At 56.9% G+C, this 26,675-nt stretch carries 21 protein-coding genes and 2 tRNA genes; 13 read left to right on the forward strand and 10 right to left on the reverse strand.

What is annotated here, in order from left to right:
* The first annotated feature begins 96 nt into the window (after window positions 1-96).
* The 4 genes from DBAC_RS07465 to DBAC_RS07485 all read left to right on the forward strand — a co-directional run bounded on the left by DBAC_RS07465 (window position 97) and on the right by DBAC_RS07485 (window position 3,718).
* On the forward strand, window positions 97-510 hold the full coding sequence (locus DBAC_RS07465; protein ID WP_015773674.1) for a DUF3192 domain-containing protein: 414 nt from the start codon (window positions 97-99) through the stop codon (window positions 508-510).
* A 744-nt stretch (window positions 511-1,254) separates the two neighbouring features.
* On the forward strand, window positions 1,255-1,689 hold the full coding sequence (locus tag DBAC_RS07470; protein WP_015773675.1) for an AAA family ATPase: 435 nt from the start codon (window positions 1,255-1,257) through the stop codon (window positions 1,687-1,689).
* A 31-nt stretch (window positions 1,690-1,720) separates the two neighbouring features.
* Window positions 1,721-2,832, forward strand: a protein-coding gene (locus tag DBAC_RS07480) for an IS3-like element ISDba1 family transposase (RefSeq protein WP_092194752.1) whose coding sequence is annotated in 2 segments (ribosomal slippage) — window positions 1,721-1,970 and window positions 1,970-2,832 — 1,113 coding nt in all. Because the reading frame shifts where the segments join, the coding sequence is not laid out codon by codon here.
* Entirely contained in the window at window positions 2,810-3,718 is a 909-nt protein-coding gene (locus DBAC_RS07485; RefSeq protein ID WP_050762063.1) for a tyrosine-type recombinase/integrase, read from the forward strand. The genes DBAC_RS07480 and DBAC_RS07485 overlap by 23 nt, the downstream gene beginning before the upstream one ends.
* Before the next feature lie 44 nt (window positions 3,719-3,762).
* Here the strand turns inward: DBAC_RS07485 and DBAC_RS07490 are convergent.
* From DBAC_RS07490 to DBAC_RS07515, 6 genes are all read right to left on the reverse strand, one after another.
* Window positions 3,763-3,839 (reverse strand) — tRNA-Asp (locus DBAC_RS07490).
* Between the two features lie 14 nt (window positions 3,840-3,853).
* A tRNA-Val gene (locus tag DBAC_RS07495) sits at window positions 3,854-3,929 on the reverse strand.
* 255 nt (window positions 3,930-4,184) lie between these two features.
* A complete protein-coding gene (locus tag DBAC_RS07500) occupies window positions 4,185-4,613 on the reverse strand; it encodes a PGPGW domain-containing protein (protein ID WP_015773677.1) in 429 nt (142 codons plus the stop codon).
* Between the two features lie 12 nt (window positions 4,614-4,625).
* Window positions 4,626-5,621, reverse strand: coding sequence for an adenosine kinase (locus DBAC_RS07505; protein WP_015773678.1), 996 nt, complete (start codon window positions 5,619-5,621; stop codon window positions 4,626-4,628).
* An 87-nt stretch (window positions 5,622-5,708) separates the two neighbouring features.
* Window positions 5,709-6,752, reverse strand: a complete 1,044-nt coding sequence (locus DBAC_RS07510; protein ID WP_228644940.1) for an AI-2E family transporter — start codon at window positions 6,750-6,752, stop codon at window positions 5,709-5,711.
* 210 nt (window positions 6,753-6,962) lie between these two features.
* The gene (locus tag DBAC_RS07515) at window positions 6,963-9,146 is read right to left on the reverse strand and encodes a glutamine synthetase III family protein (protein WP_015773680.1); all 2,184 of its coding nucleotides are present in this window, start codon (window positions 9,144-9,146) and stop codon (window positions 6,963-6,965) included.
* A gap of 423 nt (window positions 9,147-9,569) precedes the next feature.
* On the opposite strand from DBAC_RS07515, the gene DBAC_RS07520 reads away from it, so the two are divergent.
* On the forward strand, window positions 9,570-10,814 hold the full coding sequence (locus DBAC_RS07520) for an EAL and HDOD domain-containing protein (protein WP_015773681.1): 1,245 nt from the start codon (window positions 9,570-9,572) through the stop codon (window positions 10,812-10,814).
* Between the two features lie 8 nt (window positions 10,815-10,822).
* On the opposite strand, the gene DBAC_RS07525 is transcribed toward DBAC_RS07520, so the two are convergent.
* Window positions 10,823-13,273 (reverse strand): glycogen/starch/alpha-glucan phosphorylase, encoded by a 2,451-nt coding sequence (locus tag DBAC_RS07525; RefSeq protein ID WP_015773682.1) that lies wholly within the window; start codon window positions 13,271-13,273, stop codon window positions 10,823-10,825.
* 128 nt (window positions 13,274-13,401) lie between these two features.
* Here DBAC_RS07525 and msrB point away from each other — a divergent pair, with 128 nt between their 5' ends.
* Window positions 13,402-13,881, forward strand: coding sequence for a peptide-methionine (R)-S-oxide reductase MsrB (gene msrB / locus DBAC_RS07530; protein WP_015773683.1), 480 nt, complete (start codon window positions 13,402-13,404; stop codon window positions 13,879-13,881).
* Between the two features lie 220 nt (window positions 13,882-14,101).
* Window positions 14,102-14,584: a 3D domain-containing protein gene (locus DBAC_RS07535; protein ID WP_015773684.1), complete on the forward strand. Its 483-nt coding sequence runs from the start codon at window positions 14,102-14,104 to the stop codon at window positions 14,582-14,584.
* 98 nt (window positions 14,585-14,682) lie between these two features.
* Here DBAC_RS07535 and DBAC_RS07540 read toward each other — a convergent pair whose 3' ends face one another.
* From DBAC_RS07540 to DBAC_RS07550, 3 genes are read right to left on the reverse strand one after another with little or no spacing between them, the layout of a single operon-like run.
* Window positions 14,683-14,985, reverse strand: coding sequence for a Dabb family protein (locus DBAC_RS07540; protein ID WP_015773685.1), 303 nt, complete (start codon window positions 14,983-14,985; stop codon window positions 14,683-14,685).
* Window positions 14,986-14,995: 10 nt separating this feature from the next.
* Window positions 14,996-15,670: a nicotinate (nicotinamide) nucleotide adenylyltransferase gene (gene nadD, locus DBAC_RS07545; RefSeq protein WP_015773686.1), complete on the reverse strand. Its 675-nt coding sequence runs from the start codon at window positions 15,668-15,670 to the stop codon at window positions 14,996-14,998.
* On the reverse strand, window positions 15,663-16,922 hold the full coding sequence (locus tag DBAC_RS07550) for a glutamate-5-semialdehyde dehydrogenase (protein WP_015773687.1): 1,260 nt from the start codon (window positions 16,920-16,922) through the stop codon (window positions 15,663-15,665). The genes nadD and DBAC_RS07550 overlap by 8 nt, the downstream gene beginning before the upstream one ends.
* A 236-nt stretch (window positions 16,923-17,158) precedes the next feature.
* Here DBAC_RS07550 and DBAC_RS07555 point away from each other — a divergent pair, with 236 nt between their 5' ends.
* From DBAC_RS07555 to DBAC_RS07580, 6 genes are all read left to right on the forward strand, one after another.
* Window positions 17,159-17,806, forward strand: coding sequence for a tetratricopeptide repeat protein (locus DBAC_RS07555; protein WP_015773688.1), 648 nt, complete (start codon window positions 17,159-17,161; stop codon window positions 17,804-17,806).
* Window positions 17,807-17,935: 129 nt separating this feature from the next.
* The gene (locus tag DBAC_RS07560) at window positions 17,936-19,504 is read left to right on the forward strand and encodes a sigma-54-dependent Fis family transcriptional regulator (protein ID WP_015773689.1); all 1,569 of its coding nucleotides are present in this window, start codon (window positions 17,936-17,938) and stop codon (window positions 19,502-19,504) included.
* A 60-nt stretch (window positions 19,505-19,564) separates the two neighbouring features.
* Complete coding sequence (locus tag DBAC_RS17850) at window positions 19,565-20,920, forward strand: sensor histidine kinase (RefSeq protein WP_050762064.1); 1,356 nt, start codon at window positions 19,565-19,567, stop codon at window positions 20,918-20,920.
* Window positions 20,902-22,368 (forward strand): response regulator, encoded by a 1,467-nt coding sequence (locus tag DBAC_RS07570; RefSeq protein WP_015773691.1) that lies wholly within the window; start codon window positions 20,902-20,904, stop codon window positions 22,366-22,368. The genes DBAC_RS17850 and DBAC_RS07570 overlap by 19 nt, the downstream gene beginning before the upstream one ends.
* A 139-nt stretch (window positions 22,369-22,507) precedes the next feature.
* A complete protein-coding gene (locus DBAC_RS07575; RefSeq protein ID WP_015773692.1) occupies window positions 22,508-23,956 on the forward strand; it encodes a UTP--glucose-1-phosphate uridylyltransferase in 1,449 nt (482 codons plus the stop codon).
* Window positions 23,957-23,996: 40 nt separating this feature from the next.
* Window positions 23,997-26,504 carry an ABC transporter substrate binding protein gene (locus DBAC_RS07580; protein ID WP_015773693.1) on the forward strand — a complete coding sequence of 836 codons (2,508 nt, stop codon included), beginning with the start codon at window positions 23,997-23,999 and terminating at the stop codon, window positions 26,502-26,504.
* The last annotated feature ends 171 nt before the right edge of the window (window positions 26,505-26,675 follow it).

Here is a 26,675-nt window from a genome sequence, read left to right on the forward strand (position 1 = left end):
GTTGATAATATTTGCTAATTTATCCATCTTATTAATAAAATAAATTTATTGTTAATATTTTTAATATTTTACAGGCATCAACATGTTGGAGAAAAAATGAATTTCAAGTTTATATTATTATTGTTTTTAACAGTACAACTGACAAGTTGCGTTGGATTACAGATTGATAACGCCATAGTAAAATATAATAATGTTTCCAGCAAGATAGAACTTGGTGATAGCAAAGGTAAAGTACTATCTATTCTTTTACCTACGCAAGAAGATGTGCCAATTTCTAGTCGAAAGAGTCCAGAAAAATACATCAAAGATGGCGTCAAGGTTGAAATTTACTACATGAGATCTGTACGTCAACCAGACGGACTAACTACTGATGATGAGTTTGTTCCTTATCTCTTCAATGACGAGAAGCTTGTTGGCATTGGTTGGCAAGTACTCGGTGGGCCAAAAACACAGGGCCAGGCGACTTCAGATACCTATATTAGCAATCAAAATACAACAATAGTATATTAACGGATAACACTATTTTAATAATTAAACATTAATGAATGATTCCATAACTATCTCTATCATCGGATTTATGGGCGCCTTGATTGGGTCTATTGGAAGACTTTATAGTCACTTAAATCACGTGCTTCGCTCGACATAACATAGTAAGGTATAAATCGATGCCTCAAATGAGAATTTTAAGAGATTCTAGGACTACAAACCAAGCACCAGTACATAGCTGATAGATATTTTTGTGGCTCTTTGGCTGCCTATTGGCAGGACCTCAACTGTTCGACCAAATACAGCCAAGAAATGACATCCAGTTTTGGCAAAAGACCTAATAATATTCATAAACATATCTAGTTACTATGGCATGGCATTCTAGGGGGCTTTAACCGAAATTGAATCACAATCCTCTGGGATAGGGTTTATGATTTCGTCCTGCGACTATCGACTTGCAAATAGTAATCATAATCTCTGCAAGTCACCATGGTTCGGACAAAAATGATAACTTGCGCAGGTCGACTTGTTGTATGACAACTTTTTTTGCTGATTTTCAGGTTATACCATGCTACGTGTGTGCTCACGGTTTGACGCTTTAGGGGTGCCCGTTCAAACTATTTGGGTGCCTATGGATTCGTACAATAGAGCCTGCAAGGCTGCCTGACGAAAGATTTCAAGCTTAATAACGGTGATCCTCTGTCCAACGATTGGTGGAACGCCTCTGTAATTGAATGGGGAAAATTTAAAGATAGCCGCAGGCAGGAAATGATCAAGGGAATCGCAAAAATCAAAGGGTTAGGCGTCTATGAAAACTATACCAAGCCAGCAGACGCTCAAGAGTTTGGTGTCAAAAACCTTATCTACGGATGGAACTACTCCGGTAAGACCACAATTTCGCGTCTGTTCGCCCAGCTAGAAAGTAGGACGCCGAATCAAGATCTATCGGGGTGCTCGTTTACATTCGAGACTGACGGCGACCCTATTACTGAGGCGAATTTCACACAGTCAAATCTGCTCGTTCGGGTCTTCAATTCAGACTTTGTCCGGGACAATCTCAACTTCACCGGCCAAAGCTTTAACCCTATCCTCCTTTTGGGAAAGGAGTCAGAAGAAGCGCAACAGAAGTATGATCATTGCGTGGACTTGAGCAGGCGAACGCAGGTGACCTGCCCGGCACTTTTCAGACCAGTCGAAACTTGAGATAGGTTCCCCCTCAACCACGAGGGAACTGATGAAAAAGGGACGATTTTCCGAAGAGCAGATGGTGGGCATCCTGCGCGAAGCTGACCGCAGTCCGGTGGCCCAGGTGGCCAAGAAGCATGGAATCAGCGAGCAGACGATCTATACGTGGCGACAGCGGTTTGCCGGCATGTCCGCCGATGACGTGAAGCGGCTGCGGTTGCTGGAACAAGAGAACACGCGACTGAAGAAGATCCTTGCGGAACGGGACCTCGAAATCGAGGTCATGAAGGAGATCGCCGCAAAAAAGTGGTAGGCGCACCCGCCCGACGCCTCCAGGTGGCATACGCCAGGAGTCGCGGACTTTCACAACGCAGGGCGTGTGCGCTGTTATCCACTTCCCGGTCGTCGCTCCACTACGAGTCACGGCTGGAGGCCCGGGACAAGCCACTGATGGCGGCTATGACAGATCTGGCTGCGACGTATCCGCGCTTTGGATATCGCCGGATCAACGTGTTCATGGAGCGTCTGGGGCATGTCATGGGCGCCGACAAGGCGTTCCGCCTGTGGTCCAAGGCCGGGTTACAGGTGCCCAGGAAGCGGCCTCGGAAACGAGTGGCGGCGTCCCGCCCGAGACCGCAACTGCCGATGGGAGCAAACGAACTGTGGGCGTACGACTTTGTCTATGACGCCTGCGCCAATGGTCAGCAGATCAAATGCCTGACTGTGGTAGACGAATACACGCGGGAATGCCTGGCTATAGACGTTGCCGGCAGCATCAGATCGGGCCGGGTGATCGAGGTGCTGTCCCGCCTGATCAGCGAACGTGGAGCCCCTCTGAGCCTGCGTTCTGACAACGGACCGGAGTTCGTGTCGAAGGCGCTGCTCAGATGGGCGGCTCAGGAGTCTCTGGATCTGGCGCTGATTGAGCCTGGGAAGCCATGGCAGAACGGTTTGAACGAGAGTTTTAACGGCAAATTTCGCGATGAGTGTCTGTCGATGGAATGGTTCCGGTGTCGGTCCGAGGCGCGGGTTGTGATCGAGGAATGGAGGCGGCACTACAACTCCATTCGTCCGCATTCAAGCCTGAACAACATGACGCCAGAACATTTCTGTCGGCAGTATGGGAAAAACCTGAACCGTGGGGAAACTCTCAAGAATTGAGTGGTCCGAAGTTTCCCGGCAGGTCAGCGTCAAGACGTACAAAGAGAAAAAGCTTTGTCATGACATGTTCACAGAACAGTATGAGGATTCTGGTCGGACCCTAAAAATTGGTGGAGGGAGGGGTTGTCTGAAAATCGAACAGATCACACCTCTGCTTGCGCAGCATTACTTTGCGGGTGAGCGAAAGCTGGGAAGAAGCGGCAATGCCGCGAATAAAGATCGCAAAAATTTGATTGCGGCCTGGCAATGGGGCGTTCAATATTGCGGGTTCCCGGCAGAAAACCCATTCAAGAAAGTCAAGCGGCAGGCAGAATCACGACACCCTCGATATGTACCCTCACTCGACGACTTCGTTAAAGTCGTTGCTGTTGCTGACAAAGAAGGCAAGACGCTGCTCATGGCTTTATTCTTTTCAGCAGGTCGCAAGAGTGAGGTCTTCGGATTGAAGACAGAGGATGTTGATTTGCGAGAAAACCGGCTGCGCTTGTGGACACGGAAGCGGAAAAACTCCGACGTAGAAGCTGATTTTGTTCCCATCCCCCCGGAGTTTAAGTCGGCCCTGTGTGAACAGATGAACCGATATCCGAGCGTGGAGCACGTATTCGTTAGCAAGAGGGGCCAAAAGCCATTGGTTGATCACAGACGTTGGCTTTACCGACTTTGCGATCAGGCCGGAGTCCGGCCATTCGGTTACCACGGAATTCGGCATCTTGCAGCAAGCGTAGCTATCTCTGATGGATCCGTTGGTCTGCTCGACGTCCAACAGCTCCTGCGGCACAAATCAGCGACTACGACGCAACGCTACATCCACCGTGTCACAACGGCCAATCGAGCCACGTCAATTCTGGCCTCGAAAATTCTTGGGACACGCAGGCGGGACACGTGAACAAGAAAAAGGGTTTACGCTTTCACGTAAACCCTTGATTTCTTTGGCGGGGCCGATGGGACTCGAACCCACGGCCTCCGGCGTGACAGGCCGGCGTTATAACCGACTTAACTACGACCCCGCATTTTGTCTTCGTGGTGGGCGGTACAGGGATCGAACCTATGACCCTCGGCTTGTAAGGCCGACGCTCTCCCAGCTGAGCTAACCGCCCAGTCCCGTCCAACGAGAAACAGTCTTTATAGGGACACATGCTCGCTGTCAAAGACTTTTTTCCAAAAAATTAAAATTCAAATAAAAAGCTATTAATTCAGCATGTTAAAACATCGAAAATAACGCGACCTGCGGTGTTGAATCACCCATACAAACTCATAATATCCTTAAATCAGAGGATATTCCTCTTTCTGACTGCAAAAAATCTGAACGCTCTTCGCAATAAAGCCCCAGGCCGAACCGCTGCCGAACGTTTTCATTGTCCCCTGCCCTGCTCTCCCACTTCCAAGACCGCCACACCCGCCCGGTACCGAATCCAGTTGATGGCGCGAAGCACGGGGCCGCGTGAGATGATGTATTTTTCCAGGCGGTATTTTCCGGGGAAATCCATCAGCATGATGCCCAGAAAAATGGTCAGCAGCCCCTGTCCCGGCAGGAAGATCATGAGCACTCCAGCCAGGAAGAGGACCAGTCCCAGGAGATTTTTGAGAATCAGCACATACAGCCGCAATATGGGATGCCGTCTGCGCCACTCTGTCTGCCCCCGCCTGGGCGCGGAGAAATAGTCGGCGGGGATGCGCGCGGCCACCAATGGAATGATTATCAGCGACCCCGCGAACGTCAGGACGGAGAGACCAGCCAGCCAGCCAAGCCATTCGGCCCATCCCTCAAGTCCCGCAAACATCCCCGCTCCCCGCTACCGGCCCTTGAATTCGGCCAGGGTCTGGGCGTACTGTTCGGGGGTGAGCCGAGGGCCGAAGGTTGTGACCACCTTGGACGCGGCAAGGCTCGCGAACTCTCCGGCCTGGACGTAGCTCATGGAGTGGGTGATGCCATAGAGGAAGGCCCCGGCAAACATGTCGCCGGCGCCGTTCGTGTCCAGAGGGGTGACCCGGCAGGCGTCGATCTCGTGCATGTCTTCTCCGTCAAAAACCAGAGCCCCCTCGCTGCCGAGGGTGATCACAAAGCTCCGGGCCTTCTGACGCAACTTGGTCACGGCCTTGGCCAGGGTGCGGCACTCGCCCCAGAGCAGCGCCTCTTCGCGGTTGCAGAAAAGCAGATCCACCCCTTCCCCGACAATCTCTTCCAGCCCCAGACGGAAATACTTGACCATGGACGGATCGGAGAAGCTCAGCGCCGTCTTGACTCCGGCAGAGCGTGCGATGTTCATGGCCTCCACCACGGCAGGCCGGGCCGTGGGCGAGGTGACCAGATACCCTTCCGCGTACAGAAATTCGGACTCGCTCAGCTCCGCAGGGCACAATTGCTCCACGGACAGGGATTCGGAGATGCCGAGGTAGGTATTCATGGTCCGTTCGGCGTCGGGGGTGATCATGACCAGACACTTGCCGGTAACCCCGTCGGCGCGGCGTTCCGCGAGATTGGTGTCCACCCCGGCCTGGGCCAGCTCCTGGGCGTAGAAGTCGCCCATTTCGTCGTTGCTGGCCAGGCAGGTGTAAAAAGACTTTCCGCCGAAAAAGGCGTTGGCCACGATGGTGTTGGCCGCCGACCCACCGCCGGAACGGACGCTGCGTTCACTGCGCAGGTATTCGAGCAACTCGAACTGCCGCTCTTCATCGACCAGGGTCATGAAGCCCTTTTCCACGCCCATGGTTTCCAAAAAGGCGTCCGGCACTTCAAACTCCATATCGACCAGGGCGTTGCCCATTCCGTAGATGTCGTATTTTTTCATTAATTTTCCCTATAATCTAATGAGTTGTGTAGTATTTTTCACAGGCCCGCAGGACCCATACGACCTGTTGGTCCTATAAAAACAATCTCAACTTTCCCCCACCACGCATCCGCGCCTCAGTTTCCAGACGCCGAGCACTGATTGCACCAGCGAGGCCAGCGGTATGGCGAAAAACACTCCCCAGAAGCCCCAGATGCCGCCAAAAATCAGGATGGCCGTGATGGACGCGATGGGGTGCAGGTTGACGGCTCCGGACAAAAGGAGCGGCACAAGCAGGTTGGCGTCCAGCAGCTGGATCACCAGATAGACGATCATGGTCCAGGTGAACTGCGCGTCAAAACCCCACTGGATGTACGCGATGATCAGCACTGGCACGGTCACGACCACGGCCCCGATATATGGGATGATTACGGACAGTCCCACCAGGAGGCTCAGCAGCATGGCGTAGTCCAGGCCGAAGAACAAAAACGAGGCGTAGGTCGCGCCCCAGACGATGAGCACTTCCCAGATCCGCCCGCGCACGTAGTTGCCGGCCTGGGTCTTGACGTCCATCCAGACAGTGCTGGCCAAAGTATGGTCCTGGGGCAGAAAGCCGCACAGCCAATCAAGGATCACGTCCTTATCCTTCAAAAAGAAAAAGACCATGATCGGCATGAGCACCATATAGACCACAAAGGAAAAGACGGAGCGCACCGAAGAAAGGGAAAAAGCCAGGACCTGCTGCCCATACTGGGAAAACTGGACGGTCAGGGAATCGACCACGGTCTGCACCTGGGCTTCGGTCAGGATCGGATACTGCCGGGGCAGATGCGTCAGCGCGTTCTGCGCCTTGGAGATGATCCAGGGGATATTGTCGATCAGATCCGTGATCTGCGACACGAGGAGCGGCACCAGGGCCAGAATCATCACCGCCAGAAACAGCATGAACAGCCCGAAAACCAGCACGACGACCAGCATGCGCGGCCAGCGGAACCTGACCAGAAAGCGCACCAGCCCATCCAGCAGAAAGGATATGACCACACTCGCAATGACCGGAGCCAGGAGGTTGCCCACGGACAGGACAATGGCCACGCTGACGACCAGTACCAAAAAGAGGATGACCAGTTGCGTGTCGGAAAAAACAGCGCTCATCCATCTGCGAAAAATTTCCATGGGTGGGTTCTCACGTGCTATGTGCAAAGGCGCCACAGATATCTAGACACACGGGCGCGCGGCGTCAACACAACGAAAAAGGGCTGCCCGAAAGCAGCCCTTGAAAAAATTCCGTGAACCGGCCGGTTTTCGGCAAAGACCTGGCGAGGGGAGGATGCGCTTCGACAGGCCGGTTCGGCGGAAAACTGATTAGCGGATGAAAAGCATCTCCTGGTAGCTGGGCAGAGTCCACAGATCGTCGGCGACGATCGTTTCCAGCAGGTCGGCATGCTTTCTGACCTCTGCCATGGCAGGCAGGATGGTCTTGTAGAAGTAGTTGGCGTGATCCAGGGTCGAGGCGCCTTTGTCACCCTCAAGCAACGCTTCAAGTTCGTAGGTGACCTTCTGCATACCGCGCAGGTTGGCGGTCAGCTGGTCAAGCGTGGTGGTGCCGAATTCCTTGCCGATGGCCTGAAGATTGGCGCAGGCCTGGGCAAGCTCGTTCTGATAGCGGAAGGAAGCCGGGAAGATGACGGTCTTGGACATGCGCAGCATCAGGTTGGCTTCAGTCTCGATGGTCTTGCAGTACATCTCCAGGTAGATCTCTTCGCGGGAACGCAGCTCGGCTTCGGTCAGCACGCCGTATTTGGTGAAGAGCTCGATGGTCGAGGGGATGGACAGCATGGGCAGGGCGTCGGGGGTGGCCTTCAGGTTGGCCAGACCGCGCTTTTCGGCTTCCTTGTGCCATTCGTCGGAGTAGCCGTCGCCATTGAAAATGACCGCATCGTGCTCGATCATGATCTTCTGCAAGAGACTCTGCACGGCTTCATTGAGCTTGGTCTTCTTGCCGCCGGTGGCTTTTTCCAGCTCCGTGGCGATGTAGTCCAGGGACTCGGACATCATGGTGTTCAGGGCCACCTGTGAGCCGGCGATGGACATGGAGGAACCCACCGCGCGGAACTCGAAGCGGTTACCGGTGAAGGCGAAGGGGCTGGTGCGGTTGCGGTCGCCCGGATCCATGGGCAGGGGCGGCAGCGTGTCCACGCCGATGTTCATGACGCTTTTCTTTTTGGAGCTCTTGACCTCGCCCTTCTTGAACTGCTCGAAGACGTCGGTCAGCTGCTCGCCGAGGTACACCGACATGATGGCCGGCGGGGCCTCGTTGGCGCCGAGGCGATGATCGTTAGAGGCGCTGGCGACGGTGGCGCGCAGCAGCGGGCCGTACTTGTGCACGGCGCGGATGGCGGCGGCGCAGAAGACCAGGAACTGGGCGTTTTCATGCGGCGTGTCGCCGGGATCGAACAGGCAGCCGACCTCATCGTTGCCGATGGAATAATTGAGATGCTTGCCCGAGCCGTTGATGCCGGCAAAGGGCTTCTCGTGCAGCAGGCAGACCATGCCGTAACGCTTGGCCACGCTGCGCAGCACGGTCATGACCAGCTGATTGTGGTCCGTGGCCAGGTTGCCCTGCTCGTAGATGGGCGCGATCTCGAACTGGCTGGGCGCCACTTCGTTGTGGCGGGTCTTGACCGGGACGCCGAGCTTGAACAGTTCGCGGTCCACTTCCATCATGAACGACATGACGCGACGCGGCACGACGCCGAAATACTGGTCCTCGAACTCCTGACCCTTGGGCGGCTTGGCGCCGAAAAGGCTGCGGCCGGCGATGAGCAGGTCGGGACGCGCAAACACGAAATTGCGGTCGATGAGAAAATATTCCTGCTCGGGACCGGCGTAGCTGGTCAGGGGCAGCTTGGTTTCGACGCCGAAAAGCTTCAGCACGCGCTTGGCCTGCTTGTTCAGAGCCTGCATGGAGCGCAGCAGCGGAGTCTTCTTGTCCAGGGCCTCGCCGGTCCAGGACACGAAGGCCGTCGGGATGCACAGGAAAGTCCCGTTGGGATTCTCAAGGATGAAGGCCGGGCTGGTCACGTCCCAGGCGGTGTAGCCACGTGCTTCGAACGTTGCGCGCAGGCCGCCGGAGGGAAAACTGGAGGCATCGGGCTCGCCCTGAATGAGCATCTTGCCGCTGAATTCGGCCACAGCCCCGCCCTTGCCGTCGGGGGTCAGGAAGGAGTCGTGCTTCTCTGCGGTCAGGCCGGTCAGGGGATAGAAAACGTGCGTAAAATGGGTGGCCCCTTTCTCGATGGCCCAATCCTTCATGGCGTTGGCCACGACATCAGCCACGGAAGCGTCGAGCTTTTCACCGAGTTCGATGGTCTTCTTCAATGATTTATAGACGGTCTTGGGCAGGCGTTCACGCATGACCTTGTCATTGAACACGTTGCTTCCAAACATTTCCGTAAGGGATGTCTCGTTGAAATTCAGGGGAGCATGCAAGGGTTTGTAGTCGGTGATTGCCTTGATGGCGTCCCTGCGGGCCGTGAGTCCGTTCATGATATCCTCCAGGACAAGTTGATGTATGCTTTTATGCTGCGTTGATCCGTGATTACAGTTGCAAACCCAGAAGCAATTCAGATGCCACAAGCGCAACATGCCGAAATATAAGAATGTCGCGAATTGCACGATTAAATAGATTACATTTTTGAAATATGCAATCCCGGCAATCCCAAATATATCGGGAAATAAATTACAAATTTGCAAAACCATCCAAAATGCCACAACATCTTCTCAGGGTGCGCCATGCCTGGAGTAACGCGCATGGCATCAAGGCCAAAACAATCCGCAACGCCGCGCCGGAGAAAAGCATGCACATAAATGTCAACACGGGTTTGCGGCCGGCAAATAACATTTCAAAATTGTGCCTGGTTCTGCTAAAATGATCATACCCCACAATTCCAACCCAACCGGGAGCCACCCATGCCCGCAGCAGTTCCGAGCACGACAAACCTGCACCTCCTGTCCCGAAACCCGATTTTCACCGCCGCCAAGACAGTGTGGGGTTATGAGATTCAGGCCACTTCAAGCCTTGCCGCAGGCCTTGCCCAAAACCCGGAGCAGGCCAATGTGGGCGCTGCGGTCATCGCCGGTGATTTCATCGGGCTGAACACAATCCTGGCCCGCAACAAGAAAATACTTCTCTCCTACACCCGGGACCAATTGCAAAAGCAGATCCCCTACGCGTTTCCGGCGCAATCCTCAGCCATCCTGGTCAACCCGGATTTCCAAAGCGACCCGGACCTGCTCCCGGCGCTGCGGCAGATGGCGACGGACGGGCACACCATCGCCCTGGAGTGGGATGCCGGCACCGCCCCTTCAGCCGCCATCATGGACCTGGCCGCCGTGATCTGCCTGTCCGCCCCGGACATGGCCGAAGACTTTGCCAAAACCGTGAAGGCCGCAAAGACCGTCATCGCGCGCAACGTGACCAGCCGGGAAGAACTGGAACACCTGCAGAGCCTTGGCATTTCCCTTTTCCAAGGGCGTTTTTTCAAGACCGCGGAGATCATTCCGGGAAAAAAGCTGTCCTCGCACCAGAATTCACGCCTGCAGATCCTGCGCGTCATTGAAGCCAAGTCCCCCGATCTCGACCACCTGGCCCAGACCATCCAGGCCGACGTGACCCTTTCCTACCGGCTGCTGGCCTATCTCAACTCGCCGACTTTCGGATTCATGCGCAAGATCGATTCCATCCGCCAGGCCATCACCCTGCTCGGCTGGACAAACGTGCGCAATTGGCTGCGTGCCGTGCTGCTGGCGGACATCACCCAGGGCGAGGAGCAGACCGAGCTTCTGCATCTCTCGCTGTGGCGGGGAAAATTCCTGGAGCAGACCGTGGCCGGCCACGACTACTGGGACTTCAAGCCCGACGAGATGTTTTTGCTGGGCATGTTTTCGCTTCTCGACGCCATCCTCGGCATCTCCATGGCTGACGCCCTGGCGTTTCTGCCCTTGAACGACGCGCAGAAAAAGGCCCTGCGCGGCGAGAGCACAACTGAATACATGCCGCTCATGACCCTTATGCTCGCGTTCGAAGATCAGGATGAAGACAAGCTGGGCAGGATCCTGCAGGATTTGAATCTGGGCCAGGAGACAATGCGGCGAGTACACCGCGAATCAGGCGCCTGGGCGTCCTCCCTGCTTGAGGTCGGCCAAGGCGCCTGACTGCGGGCTTAAGCCAGAGGCGAGACGTTCCAGATGTTGCGCGCGTATTCCATGATGGAACGGTCACTGGAGAATTTCCCCATGTTGGCGGTGTTCAGGATGGACATCCGCGTCCACAAGGGTCGGTCTTCATAGCACTTTGAGACGTTGCCCTGCTCGGCCACGTATTTGGCGTAATCGGCCAACACGAGATAATAGTCGCCGTGGGCCAGAAGCGAATCGACGATGGGCCTGAAAAGGTCCGGCGCCTCCGGCGAGAAAAAGCCGGTGGAGATCATGTCCAACGCTTTTTTGAGCTCGATGTTGCTTTCGTAAATCTGCACGGGGTCATAGCCCCCGGAGTGCAGACGGTGCACATCGCTTTCCGTGTGACCGAAGAGGAAGAAGTTGTCCTCTCCCACCACCTCCCTGATCTCGATGTTGGCCCCGTCCAGGGTGCCGATGGTCAGCGCCCCGTTGAGGGCGAACTTCATGTTGCCGGTGCCCGAAGCCTCCATGCCCGCCGTGGAAATCTGTTCGGACAGATCCGCGGCCGGGATGAGCTTTTCCGCCTGCGAGACGCAGTAGTTGGGCAAAAACACGACCCGCAGATCGTTGCCCACGGCGGAATCGCCGTTCACGGCCTGGGCCACGGAATTGATGAGTTTGATGATGAGCTTGGCCTGAAAATACCCCGGCGCGGCCTTGCCTGCAAAAAACACCGTGCGCGGAACATGATGTTCAAGGCTTTCCGAGCGGATGCGGTTATAAAGAGTGATGACGTGCAGAACATTGAGGATCTGCCGCTTGTACTCGTGGATGCGCTTTATGTGCATGTCGAAAAGCGTCGCCGGATTGATGCCGACCCCGAGCTTGCGCAGGACATAGCGGGCCAGGAGCTTCTTGTTGCGCTTGCGCACCTCCTGCCAGCGCTGCTGGAATTCCGGATCGTCGGCATGCGCGGCCAGTTCGGAAAGGTGCGACAGATCATGAATCCACTCGTCCCCGATGACGCTCGTGATCAGCTCGGCCAGGGACGGATTGGCCTGCATCAGCCAGCGACGGGGGGTGATGCCGTTGGTCACGTTGGTGAACTTGCCGGGATAAAGCGCATTGAAATCCTTGAACAGCCGGGTTTTGAGAATCTGTGAATGCAGCTCGGCCACGCCGTTGACCGTGTGGCTGCCGACGATGGCCAGATGGGCCATGCGCACCTGCTTTCCATCACCCTCGGCGACCAGGGATAACGACCTCAAGAGGTCGACGCGGCCCGGAAAGCGCTTGCCCACATCGTCCAGAAAACGATGGTTGATTTCGAAGATGATCTGCAGGTGCCTCGGCAGCATGCGTCCGATGAGTTCCACGGACCATGTCTCCAGAGCCTCCGGCAGGACGGTGTGGTTGGTATAGGAGAACGTCTTCTGGCAGATGCTCCAGGCCGATTCCCAGGTCAGGGCCTCTTCATCGACCAGGATGCGCATAAGCTCCGCGATGCTGATGGCCGGATGCGTGTCGTTGAGCTGCACCGCGACCTGGTCGGGAAAGCAGTCGAAGGAGGAGTAGTTGTTCTTGCGGAAACGCCGCAGAATATCCTGAAAGGTCGCGGCCACGAAGAAGTACTGCTGCCGCAGCCTGAGTTCCTTGCCGCGCGGGCTGGTGTCGTTGGGATAAAGCACCTTGGAGATGTTCTCGCTCTCGACCTTGGCCTGGACCGCGCCGATGTAGTCGCCCCGGTTGAAATGCTCGAGTTCGAAATCCCGGGTGGAGATGGCCTTCCACAGGCGCATGTTGGTCACATGGCCGTTCTGATGGCCTGGCACCATGATGTCGCAGGCCATGGCCATGACCGACTCCGTGTCCACCCAGCGAAAACGCTCGTGCCCGGCGCTGTCCTCGTAAGCCTCGCTGCGTCCGTAAAAATTGATGCGGAACATGAAATGCCCGCGCCGAAGCACCCAGGGCGAATCCTGACGCAGCCAGTTGTCGCAGCCTTCATGCTGGTAACCGTTGACAATGGTCTGATAAAAAATGCCGTAGTCGTAGAGGATGCCGTAGCCGTAACCGGGAATTTTGCATGTGGCCATGGAATCCATATAGCAGGAAGCCAGCCGGCCAAGACCGCCATTTCCAAGCCCCGGATTCCATTCCTCCTCAAGCAGCTCATCCAGATCCAGGCCGAAATCCCGCACCGCCTCGCGGCACACCTCCTCCAGACCCAAGGCCTGGATATAGTTCATGAGGAATCGTCCGGGCAGAAATTCCAGGGACATGTAATACACGCGCTTGGTGATGGAATCGTAATATGAGCGCTGGGTCTCAATCCACTGGCCAAGCAGGCGGTCGCGCACGCTGTAGCACAGGCCGAGATAATAGCGCCCCTTGCGCGGGGGGAAGGGGTCGCTGCCCAGGGTCAGAGCCACATGCCGCTGTATGTCGTCCTTCAGGGATTCGACGATTTCATTGATCTCCGGGTTCGCCATCTTGCCTTCTCCTTGGGTCAAAGTCTGTCGTGCAGGATGAGCGAAGCTATCATAAAAGAACACCAAGAGAAACAAGCGCCTTTACAGCCCCGGCACAATTCTTACGTGTTCGAAAAAGGAGACGAAACATGCGCACATGTTCAAAAACAACCCGGTTGCTTCTGATCCTGGCTCTCATCATCGTATGGCCCACGGGAGGATATTCAATGGACAAGATTATAAAGACGGATGCCGAATGGCGGGAAATATTGAGCCCGGAGCAGTACCACGTGCTGCGCGAAAAGGGCACCGAACCCGCTTTCAGCGGAGAACTCAACGATCATCATCAGACGGGAACCTATGTTTGCGCGGGCTGTCAGACCCCGCTCTTCCACTCAGACGCCAAATTCGATTCCGGGACGGGCTGGCCCAGTTTTTTCAAGCCCGTGGATGAAACGCATATCGCAAAGCACGAGGACAAATCCTGGTTCATGGTCCGCACTGAAGTGCTCTGCGCTGTCTGTGACGGACATCTGGGCCATGTATTCCCCGATGGACCAGAGCCCACTGGATTGCGATACTGCATCAATTCCCTCGCTTTGCGATTTGAACCTCAAGACACCAAGTAAAGGCAATAACCATCCGGAAAGAAACAGTTTTCTTTCCGGATTCTTCTTTGGGGACGGCGTTCACATTCAGGGTTGCATCGACCTGGCCGTTCGGTTAAAGAAGTAAATTGTTATGAACTATTGTTTCCATGCGGTCGGCATTTTCCCGCTCTCTCTCTTCGGCTCCCACTCCCCACTCCCGTCGCCGACAACACCCCCCAAAGCATGATGAGGTACATACATGAATAGTCATGGAGTATTTGTCGTCACCTCGCTTTTTTTCGTCATGATCGCCTCTCTGGTAGGATTTGCCGCCTACAACGGAACCAGATTGGAGACGAGCCGGCACTACGAAGCCCGGATCGCGACGCTTAGCGAGGAACGACAGGAACTGACCCGCCAGGTGGCGGAGCTCAGAAATAGATGGGTCAAGGAAGTGACCGTGACGGCCTACAGTCCCACCGTCGAAGAATGCGGGCCCGACCCGCAAACAACGGCCAGCATGGGCAAAGCGCGGCCCGGCATCGTCGCCGTGAGCAGGGATCTGTTCGATGAAGGCTGGGTTTTTGGCAAGAAGGTCTACGTGAAAGGACACGGGATCTTTGAAATCGCGGATCTGATGAGCAGCCGCTACACGCAGCGTATGGACATCTTTTTTCCGGACACCGATAAAGCCAGACAGTTCGGCAAGAAACAAGTCACGGTGGCCCTGTTGGCCAGCTGAAAAAAAGGGGTGCGCAGGCACCCCTTTCTTTTTGCGGAATTTATGAAGGCAAGGGGAAAATACGGTTCGGGCTCCCCCTGGATCACTCGCCACATTCTCTAGAAATTGTAATCCACCATGCGTCTTTCGGCGGCTACGGCCGAGACAAAGGCCACGCATTTCTGGTGTTCGGGGTGGACCTGATACGTCTGCAGGTCTTCGGGGGAATCGAAGACCGTGTACAGGACCACCTGCGTCTCCGGGATAGAGGCGAAAACGTCCGTGCTGACCACCAGGGTGCGCAGCTGCGGGATGAGCCCCGGCAGGGCGCCGAGCATGTCCTTCATGATCTGCGCATTTTCCGCGGCGCTGCGACCTTCCGCGGTGTCCTTCAATTTCCACATCACAATATGTCCGACCATGATTCCTCCGTCAGGGTGATACGTTCCAGCGATCCTTGAAAAGATGGGGTTCGGCCAGCATCCGCCCCCGGACCGCTTCAGGCACGAGGCCGCTGGTTTCAAGGCCCGCGCAAAATTTTTCCCGCACCATGCTCGCGCTGACATCAAGGCGGGCCATGGGCACAAGAACGACCCGCCGGCCTGCGGCGATGCGCCGCACTCCCGGTCCTTCCTCCCGCCAATCCCAGTGCGCATCCAGAAAACCGTCCACCGCCGTCTGTCCCAGCCCAAGCCGGTCCACCACGGCGATATCCGTCAAAAGCGGCAGCTCCAGGCCCCTGTGCCAGTCGGGCAAGGTCAAGAAATCAGGGCTGCCGAGAACAAAGACGTACTTGGTGGCCGGGAACATTTCGCACAGGCGGCTTAAAGTCGCATACGAATATGAAGGGACGGGCATCTCCCCTTCCAGGGCGTTCACGGCCAAACCCTCCACGCCCTCCACCGCCTGGCGCAAGAGGGAAAGCCGCAGGCCGAAATCAAGCAGGCCCGTCTCTTTCTTGTGCGGCGGGACCTTGGCGGGCAGCAACTCCACCCGCGCAAGATCCAGCGCCTCCCGGGCCTCAATGGCCATCCGCAGATGCCCGTTGTGCACGGGATTGAAAGATCCGCCGAGAATCCCCACCGATCCGGACAAAGGTCTAGACACGCACCTGCCCTTCTCCGAAGACGATGTACTTGAGACTGGTCAGCTCTTTCACGCCCATGGGGCCGTAGGCATGGATCTTCGAGGTGCTGATGCCAATTTCGGCTCCAAGCCCCAGTTCCCCGCCGTCATTGAAGCGGGTGGAGGCGTTGATGAGCACGCAGGAGGCGTCCACTGTGCGCAGGAAGCGCATGGCCCGGTCATGGGTGCGGGTCAGGATGGCTTCGGAGTGGCCCGATCCATGGCAGGCGATATGCTCTTCGGCTTCGGCCTGGGTGGCGACGACCTTCACGGCCAGGGTCAAAGACAGAAACTCGCGTCCGAAATCATCGGCCTCTGCGGGGGTGGCCGTCGCCCCGAGAAGCGGCAAGGAGCGGGGACAGGCGCGAAAAGACACGCCCTGCGGCGCCAGGATTGCGGCCAGACGCGGCAAAAATTCCCGCGCGACGCCCTCGTGCACGAGCAGACACTCAAGCGCGTTGCAAACACCGGGACGCTGCACCTTGGCGTTCTCGATGATGGGCAGGGCCTGTTCCTGGTCCGCGTCTTTGTGCATGTAGATATGGCAAACGCCCTTGTAATGCTTGAGGACCGGCATGGTCGCGTCCTTGACCACGGCCCGTATGAGGCCCTCGCCACCGCGCGGGATGACCACATCGATATATTCGTCCAGGGCCAGAAGATGCTTGACCGCGGCCCGCTCGGTGGTCGGTACGATCTGAACGCAGCCCCCGGGCAAGCCGGCGGCTTCCAGGGCCCGGCGCAGCAGACCGCCCAGAATCTGGTTGGAATGATAGGCCTCGGAACCACCGCGCAGAATGACGCTGTTGCCGGCCTTGAGACAGAGGATGGCGGCGTCGATGGTCACGTTGGGACGGGATTCGTAGATGATGGCGATAACGCCCAAAGGAATGCGCATGCGCCCGACCAAGAGCCCGTTGGGGCGCCTTATCATGCCCTCCACCTCGCCCACGGGGTCGGACAAGGCGGCCACGTGCCGGCAGGCTCCGGCCATGGAATCCACGCCGGCATCGGTGATGCGCAGGCGGTCGATTCGCGCCTCGTCCAGACCGCCCGCACGCGCCGCGTCAAGGTCCAGAGTGTTGGCCGCAAAAATTTCCTGCCGGGAATCCTGCAGCAGGTCGGCTAAAGCCAGAAGCGCCTTGTTGCGCTCACGTCCCGTGGCCGTGGCCAGTGTCCTGGCGGCGCTTCGTGCCGATGCGGCCAGTTCGCGCATTTGTAATTCCAGATTCATCCTTCGCTCCTGTCTGTTGAGAAAAATATCCGAAGCCGAAAAATTTATTCATCAAAGACTATACCAACGGTGCGCCGCAGGCAAGAATACTTCGCCAGCGAACCTTTCCCGGGAGGAAATTTCCTTTTATTCGAGACGGTTTTACACTCACGCAATCTCTTTGACCTTTTTTGAAATTGCCTATAAACAGACTGGGCTTTTACAATAATGGCAATTCGAATTTAAGGAGCCCTTCCATGGAAGAACGCAACGCGACAAATGATATTCTAGCAACCATCGAACAGGAAATGGACTCCGACATCCATCCCCTGCTTAAAAAAATCCTGGACAACATAAAGCCCATAGGCATCACCGTCGGCGGCATTGTCATGGCTGTGGCCGTGTATTCAGGCGTCACCACCTATCAGGAGTCACAGCGCGAAAAGGCCGTGAGCGAGCTTGGCGTGATCATGACCATGGCCGACCAGACCGCGCGCATCGAAAAACTGGAAGCCTTCGCCGCGTCCGGCCCCAAAGAGCTGCGCTCCGCCGCGCAGCTCGAACTGGCCCGCATTTTCATGGATCAAAACGATTACGAGAAAGCGGCCGGTGCCTGGCGGTCCGTTGGCCAGAGTTCTGATATCCGCGTCATTGCCGGACTTGGCGAAGCCAAGGCCCTGATCCTCAAGGGCGAGTATGCCAAGGCGGTCGAGATACTGAGCGGGCTCAAAAAAGACGCCAGCCAGGAATTCCTGCCGGCCATTTCCGCCAACCTGGCTTTCGCCGCCGAAAAAGCAGGACAGATCGATCTGGCCATCTCGGAATACGAGGCCCTCAAATCCAAGGAAAGCGGCAATGAAGCCTTTCTTGACTACAAGATCGGCACGCTCAAGTCCAAATCCTAGACCAATGAAATCACAAAGGCGTCCCCGCAATGCGGGGCTCGCCTGCTACCGCAGGCTCCGGCTTCGATCCTTTAAGCCTTTGCCGGAAACGCATCGCGCACGTCCACAAAACGATCTGGAAAACACCCCATGATGACCGCTGAATTCCTGCATTACCTGCAAACGCTTCAAAGCACGGTGCAGCACCTCGACCCCATGAGCCCGCTGCAATCAAGCCTGGACAGCCTGCTGGCCATGACCGCCGAGGCCATGAAGTACAAACGCATGGCCCTGGCCATCTTCGACCCCAAGGCCAACACCATCCGTTTCGACCTCACGTACGGCCACAAAGGCCCCGTAAAGGCCACGTACATGCCTGGCCAGGGAGTCACCGGACAGGTTCTCGACAGCGGAAAATCCATCATCATCGAGGCCATGGGGCATGACGAGCGGTTTCTGAACAAGGCCATGGGCCGCACCCAGAAAGAGCTGGCCGAGCTGTCCTTCATCTGCGTTCCGATCAGCAGGATCAATCCCGACGGAACCCAGGAGGCGCTCGGCGTCCTGAGCGCGGACATCCCCTGCCAGCCGGCCGAGGTGCTACGGGTTCACTGCTCCTTTCTGGAGGTCCTGGCTGCGGTCATCGCCCGCCAGACCGCGTATCTGCAGGAAAACATGGCCCAGAAAGAACTCTGGGCGTCCATGGGGTTCCTGGGCGAGAGCCTGGACCGCGACACGGCCATGGTGCAGGCCAAGATCGTGGCCACATCAAAGGCCATGGCCTTTGTCATGGGGCAGATCATGCAAGTCGCTTCGAGCAAGGCCTCAGTGCTTCTGCGCGGCGAATCGGGCACCGGCAAGGAGCTGCTGGCCGAGGCCATCCACAACGCCAGCTCGCGCCGCTCCAAGACCCTCATCCGCCTCAACTGCGCAGCGCTGCCCTCGGAGCTTCTGGAAAGCGAACTCTTCGGCCATGAGCGCGGCGCCTTCACCGGCGCGGTGGGTTCCAAGAAGGGCCGCTTCGAACTGGCTCACGGGGGCACCTTGTTTCTGGACGAAATCGGGGAACTCAGTCCCGAGGCCCAGTCCAAGCTGCTGCGCGCCCTGCAGGAAGGGGAGATTCAGCGTCTGGGGAGCGAGAAAAGCATCAAGGTCGATGTGCGCATCATCTGCGCAACGCACCAGCCCCTGGAAAACCTGATCAAGTCCGGCGCATTCCGCGAAGATCTGTATTACCGCATCAACGTTTTCCCCATCTTCATTCCGCCCCTGCGGGAACGCCGGGAAGACATCCTGCCCCTGGCCGAGTATTTCCTGGAATTCTTCGCCAAGGAGTACTCGAAGAACATCAAACGCATCTCCATGCCCGCCATCGATCTCCTGACCCAGTACCAGTGGCATGGAAACGTGCGCGAGCTGCGCAACTGTCTGGAACGGGCCGTGCTGATATGCAACGAGGAAGCCATCCGCACCTACCATCTGCCTCCGACCCTGCAGACGGCCGAAAGCTCGGCCACGGACAACCAGCTCTCCTTCGGGGAAGCCGTAGGCAAGTTCGAGCAGGAGATTCTGGTCGAGGCCCTGCAGAAATGCGGAGGCAACATGCTGCAGGTGGCCCGGGAACTCAGGGCCAGCTACCGGATCATCAATTACAAGATCAAGAAGTACAACCTCGACCCCAAAAAATACGACGGGCGGGGCAAAACACGCAAACCCTGATTGCAGGGGGGCAAGGCCTGGGTTATGCTTTCGCGAAATACGCGCAACCCGGGACACACCATGCAACCCTCGCTTCACGCACGCAAACACATAAAAGCGCGCCTTCTTGAGCGCCTTGCCGGCTGCGCCGCCGATGACAGCGCCGCGGCCCGAAGCACGGCGCTGAACCTCTTTTTCGAAGCCAGCTTCGAATTCGAATCCCTGCGCGACCTGAAATCGCTTTGCGTGCTCGTGCCCGATGTATGCCTCAAGACTCCCGCCTCCCTGTACATGCGCGGTCCCAAAGACACGCTGCGGCTGCGGCGGACCACCAGTACGCTTGGGCCCAGGCTCGTCACCTTTCCCGAACCCTCCTGTCCCGATCCGGTGGCCATCGCGCGGCGTGACGGCCTGACCGCCGTTCCCATTTGCGAAACCGGGCCCGAGCCCAAACTGCTGGGCATGCTGTGCCTGCACAAGGACCTGAGTCCAGACGAGGAAACCTTCTATCTGGGGTTCGTCCGCAGCGCCGCCCAGCTCATGGCCGTGAAGCAGATCGCCATCAGCAACCGCCATCGTCTGACTTTCATCAACAATCTGGTGCGCGACATCGGACACAACGTCATTGTGCCCAACATGCATTTCAAGCTGCTCTTCCTGCAGATGGAAAAACAGCTTGAGCGCCTCGGCCGCATAGTGGATGCCCTGCCCCCCATGCGCTCCGACGCCCCGGATCGCGAGGCCCGCCGAGAGCTCGCGGCCATGGCCAAGGAATTGCAGATACGGCAGAAAAGCATCTCCAGACGCTTTCAGCAATCGAGCCTGTTTCTGGAAAGCCTGCTCAGGCGCGGCCACTTCGAGAAAGGAAGTTACGATCTGCAGTTGCGGCCCTGTAAATTCAAGAGCCAGATCTTCGAGCCGCAGCTCGAACGCTTCCGTCCCCTGTTAAGCGCCCAGGGAATCTCCATCCGCATAGCCCCTGACGTACGCATCGACGAAGACCTCGTCCTGGAGGCCGATCTTGGGCTCATCGCCCAGGTTTTCGCCAACCTGCTGTCCAATGCGGTCAAATACACCGTGTCCATGCCGACAGAGTCCGGCCGCGATGAAAAGCTGGTCATTTACGGTTGGGAATCACAGCCGCATGCCTTTGGTCCCGGGCAACCGGGGATCGAGCTTTACATCCGCACCACAGGCCACGAAATCCCCAGCCAGGACTGGCCGCAACTTTTCGATGCGGATTTTCGCAGCAGCGCCACGGATGACGTCGAGGGCTCCGGTCACGGCCTTTTCTTCGTCAAGCAAATCGTCGAGTTGCACAATGGGCGGGTCGGCTACTCCTACGCCACGCCCATGAACACGTTCAGCATCATCCTGCCCTGCCGCAACAATTCCCAAGCATCAACGGAGCCGGGGTCATGCCACATTCCATCCTGATCATCGAAGACGACGAGCATCTGCGGGGCTCCATCACCGCAAGTCTCGAAGACGCGGGATTCAAGGTCCATGGGGCGGCCGAGGCTGGGGTCGCCATGGACCTTTTCGTGCAGCTGGCACCGGACCTGGTACTCCTCGACCTTGGAATTTCCGGCGACGAGGGCATGAGGCTGCTGGACGACATGAAAATGACCCGGCCATCCACTCCCGTGATCATCGTTTCGGGACGCACGCACATCACCTACGCCATCGACGCCTTCAAATCCGGAGCCTTCGACTATGTGACCAAACCCATCCTCAGCATGGATGTCTTCATCAACAGCCTGCGCAACTGCCTGAAACAGTCACGCCTGCGGCGGCGCATCCACGATACTCAAGGGCACCTCTTCAGGCTGGTCCAGAAGCTCCCGGTCATCATTTTCATCATCAACCGCGACCTGGAATTCGAATTTCTGAACCAGGCCTCGACGCAGATCCTCGGCTACACCCCGCAGGAGATTCTCGACTCGCCCAGATCCTTTTTGAAGCGCATCGTGCGGGAAGACCGCGGCCGATTTATGCTGGCGCTGAAAAAAAGCCTGCAGCCGGAAGCTGCCGAGTTTCATTTTGAATTCCGTTTCCTGCACAAGAAGGGATATCCCGTCTCCCTCATGGTCCAGTCCATCGCCCCGCCCCTCATGTCGGGAGGCGCTCCGGACAGGGTCGAAGGCATGATCATGGACATGACCCGCAACTCCTACCTGGACAAGCTCCTGCTGCAAAACGAAAAGCTGAATATGCTCCGCATCATGACCGAAGAGGTTGCCCACGAAATCCGCAATCCCCTGGTTTCCCTCGGCGGATTCGTGCGCCAGTTGCACAATCGCTACCCCGAGGCGATGGAGACCAAAGTCATCCTGGAAGAATGCAACCGCCTTGAACGCCTGCTCCAACGTATCACCGCCTACCTTGAACCCATGAACGTCACGCTGACCTGCTGCCTTCTGCCCCCCACGGTGAACTTCGTCATGCGCCTGGTCTCAAGTAGGCTGGAACACAAATCGATCAGCTGCGACATCGCGTTGGAAGACGATCTCCCCCCGGTCCTGGCCGATCAGGAATTCCTGCATCGCATCTTCATCTACCTCATCGGGCATGGCGCCGACATCGTCGAACAATCCGGTTCGATCCGCATCACGGCTTCCGAAGCCAATGAGCTGGTCATGGTCAACCTGTTCATGAAGCCTGTCCATACACCGGCAACCGGGCACGAACGACTCATCATGCCCTTTGAGGACGACGAGATGAACCTGGCCATGTGCCTGCGGCTGGTGGAACGCATCGGAGGGCACCTGCACATGGAGCGCAAAGATTCCTTGGCTCGGCTGACAATTTCCATGCCGAGGTGCGTGGTCTCTCCCGAAGACCAAAATCTCGAACCGGCAGACGAGAACCACAGATTTTTTTGAACACTCCAAAAATATCCTCTTACGGTCCACGCCATTATGGACGAATAAACTCACATGCACTATGTAGTTCCTTCAACCGCGCACATTCACCGCATGCTCGGCAACACGATCATAAACTTGATTCACAGAAGGAGCCTCCATGGCCCAGGATATCAGTTGCGTCAGCGTCGACGACCCCAAACTCTCCACTCTCTTCAGGCCCTTTGCCCTGAAGATGGAGCAGCAAGGACTGCCGCCCATCGTCATCAACACCTTCAAGTGTTACTTTAACCAATTCCTGTACGGCGCCCAGGTCAAGCTTTCCGACCGCGACGTCATGGCCGTGCATGACGACGAACTGGCAGATTACGATGCCATGGAGCAGTTCAAGGACAAGGGTGAAAAAGCGCTGGGAAAGACCGCGGTCATTAAGCTCAATGGGGGCCTTGGCACCAGCATGGGCCTGGAGTCGGCCAAGTCGCTTATTCCGGTCAAGGAGGGGCTCAGCTTTCTGGACCTCATCCTGCTGCAGGCCTCGACGGTCCGTACCCACTACGGGGTGGATTTTCCGCAAGTCTTCATGAACAGCTTCAAGACGCACATGGACACCATGCTCAAAGTCGGGGACTTTCATAACGGCACGACCGGCATCGACCTCGCTTTTCTGCAGCATCGCTACCCCAAGATCATGGCCAAAGACCACAGCCCCGCGTCCTGGCCCCGGAATCCGGAGCTGGAATGGAATCCTCCGGGACACGGAGACATCTACACCGCCATGATCACCTCGGGCATCCTCGATGCCCTGCTGGACAAAGGCTACCTGTACGCTTTCATTTCCAACTCCGACAATCTCGGAGCCATCATGAATCGCCGCCTGCTCGGCTACATGGTCCACCACAACCTGCCTTTTTTGATGGAAGTCGCCCGTCGCACGGAACAGGACAAAAAAGGCGGGCATCTCTGCCGCCTGAAAAAGAACAAGCAGCTCGCTCTGCGCGAAGTGGCCCAGTGTCCCGACAACGAGATGGAATCGTTCTGCGACATCGAAAAATACAAATTCTTCAACACCAATTCCATCTGGATAGACCTGCGCATCCTGCAGTCTGTTTTCATCTCGCATCGCATGATGCCGCTTGACCTGATCATAAACCCCAAAAGCCTGGATCCTCGCGATCCGTCCTCGCCAAAAGTTTTTCAACTGGAAACGGCAATGGGTTCGGCCATCACCAATTTCCTTAATGCCCAGGCCGTCATCGTGCCCCGAAAACGCTTTGCCCCGGTCAAAACGACAAATGACCTGCTCCTTGTCATGTCCGACTGCTTTGTACGCACGGAGCGCGAGACCATCATCCCCAACCCGGATCGCAGCACACCCATGCCGTCCATCTCTTTGGACGAAAACTATTTCAAGAAAATAGACGCGTTCCTGGCCCGTTTCCCCAAAAACCCGCCGTCCCTGCTCAAATGCGACAGCCTCGTGATCGAAGGAGATGTCCGCTTCGAGGAAGACGTTCGTTGCGTGGGCGATGTACGCCTCGTCAACAGAGGGCCGAAGCAGGAAGTGATCAAAGCCGGCTCCGTACTGCAGGGAGAGACCGTCTTTGCGTGACGCGGGCAGATCCTGCTCGCGCCTTCGCCCGGAGGGACGGTTGCCGTCGCTCCGGGCCGTGCTTCTGCTCTTGATCCTGGCCCTGTGCCCGGCAAGCGCCCTTGCGGCCAAACAGGTTCTCATCCTCAACTCCTACCACCCGGACTACAAATGGTCCTCCGACATCATGCACGGTCTGGAGGCGACCCTGCATCAGTACGATCCGGAAGTGTTCATTCATGTCGAGCACATGGACACCAAGCGCAACCTCGATCCCGCCTATCTCGCCGGCCTACCCAGATTCATGGAACTCAAATACGCTTTCCTGCGCCCCGATCTGGTCATCACGGTGGACGAAAGCGCCTTCTTTTTCTTTCTTGAACACGGGGCACGCATCTTTCCGGACACGCCGGTCGTGTTTTGCGGCGTGAACACCAACCCCCTGCCCCCGCTGCCCAAAAACATGACCGGCGTGCGCGAGTACTCGGACCTGAACACGAACGTGAAACTCATGCGCAGGTTGCATCCGCAAATGCGCGAGCTCGTGGTCATTGCGGACAAGACGGCAACGGGCGATGCCGCCGTGGCTGAGTTGCGCAAGGCCGTCCCGCCGGACCTGCCTCTGCAGGTGCTTGAGGATATGCCGCTGCCGGACCTGGTAGACAGGGTCAAAGAGATTGGACCGGAAACGGGACTTCTTTTTCTGCTCTATTTCCAGGACCGCGATGGGCAGGTCTATGACGCGACGGAAGCCATCTCGGCCATTTCCGGGGCCAGCCCCGTGCCGGTTTACGGAATCTGGAATTTTCTCATGGGGCATGGGCTTTTCGGCGGATATCTGACCAACGCATACGAACAGGGCCGGGTGGCAGGCAACATGGCCGGGCAGATCCTGTCCGGAAAAAATCCCGCCGACGTTCCCGTCACCTATGACGACGGAATCCAGCTTGAAGTGGACATGCGGCAAATGGAACGATTTGGAATCACGCCGGACCGGCTGCCCCCCGATACCAGATTTTTCAATGCCAAAGCGGATACGGAGCACGAAATTCTGCTTCTGCATTCCTACCACACGGGATTCAAGTGGACTGACGACCTGCAGGCCGGAATCCGGGAAAGCCTGGGCGCGGACGCCGCAAAACTCGAAATGCATGTCGAATACATGGACACCAAACGGCATCCCGAGCCTGAATTCACCTACCTCAACTACACCGTGCTGCGCGAAAAATACCAGTCCACCAATTTCTCCGTCGTGCTGACCTCCGACGACAACGCCTTCAATTTTGCCCGCCAGTACCGGCAGACCTTGTTCAACAACGCGCCCATCGTCTTTTGCGGCGTGAACTATCTTGCGGACCCCGCGTCCCTTTCCGCGCAAGGCATTACGGGCGTGCTCGAATCCTACGACATCGTCGCTACGGTGCAGGCCGCAGCCGGGCTCCTGCCCAAAGCCACGAAGCTCTATGTCATCAACGACGCCACGCCGACCGGCATCGGCAACCACAACCGCTTTGAAGAAGTGCGTCACCTCCTGCCGGACCGACTCGACATCGAACTGCTCGAGAACATGTCCATGACCCGTCTGCTGGAACGCCTGCCCTCGCTGCCACCGGACAGCTTCATCCTGCTCATGAGCTTCAATCAGGATCGGGACGGAAACACCTATTCCTACGAAGAGAGCTGCAGAAAAATCGTGGACGTCAGCCCCGTGCCCGTCTTTTCCTTCTGGGACTTCTACCTGGGCTCGGGATCCGTGGGCGGAATGGTCACCAGCGGCCGCCACCAGGGATTGGCGGCGGGAAATCTGGCCCGGAGCATCCTTGGCGGGCAAAAGGCCGAAGACCTGCCCATCATTACCAAAAGTCCCAACGCGCTCATTTTTGACGCCGATGCCATGAAAAAGCATGGTCTGGACTTCAGTCTGCTTCCCAAAGGAGCCGCTCTCATCAATGATGACCCAGACTCATCCCGCTACACGCGCGCCGTGTGGACAATCACGGTCCTGATGCTGATCATCGCCATGCTGCTTTTCATCTTTGTCTTCGTTTACCGTCACCAGCACCGCAAACGCCGGGCTCTGGAACATTCCGTGCGCATTGATCCCCTGACCGGGGCGAGCACCAGAAGCGCCTTTGATTCGGAAATGCCGCACCGGCTCAAAATCGCTACGGAGAAAAATGAAAAATTCATGTTCTGCTACGTGGATGTGGACAAGCTCAAGCAGGTCAACGACACGTACGGGCATATCCATGGCGACACCTATTTGAAGGAAGTCGTCTCCATCATCCGCGCCTGCATCCGCGCCAGTGATGAAATCTATCGTGTCGGCGGAGATGAGTTCGTGCTGATCTTTCCCGGATGCGGCCCGGAGGAGCTACAGCGGATCTGGGGACAGGTGCACGCCCATATCGACGCCCTCAACAACTCCGGCACGATCCCTTACACCATGGGACTCACGCACGGATGCACGGTCTTCAATCCGCAGGAACCGCAGGATATCGCATCCCTGCTCAAAAAAGCCGACCAGTCCATGTACCGCCGAAAGCAGCCCCACTCGTCCCAACCCTGATTCGTGTCCCGGGCTTCACCTCCTTTCCCTACCGGGTGTTGTGCATCTCTCTTCACAGGTCGAAATTCAACAGCCGCTGTCGAAGCAGCCTGTACCTTAATGCAGGCTCACCCTGTGAAATAATGCACACTCCTTTTGTCATACAAACTCTTGCACAAATCTTCCCGATGA

The organism is Desulfomicrobium baculatum DSM 4028, assembly GCF_000023225.1.
In the GTDB taxonomy this organism is placed as follows: Bacteria; Desulfobacterota; Desulfovibrionia; order Desulfovibrionales; family Desulfomicrobiaceae; genus Desulfomicrobium; species Desulfomicrobium baculatum.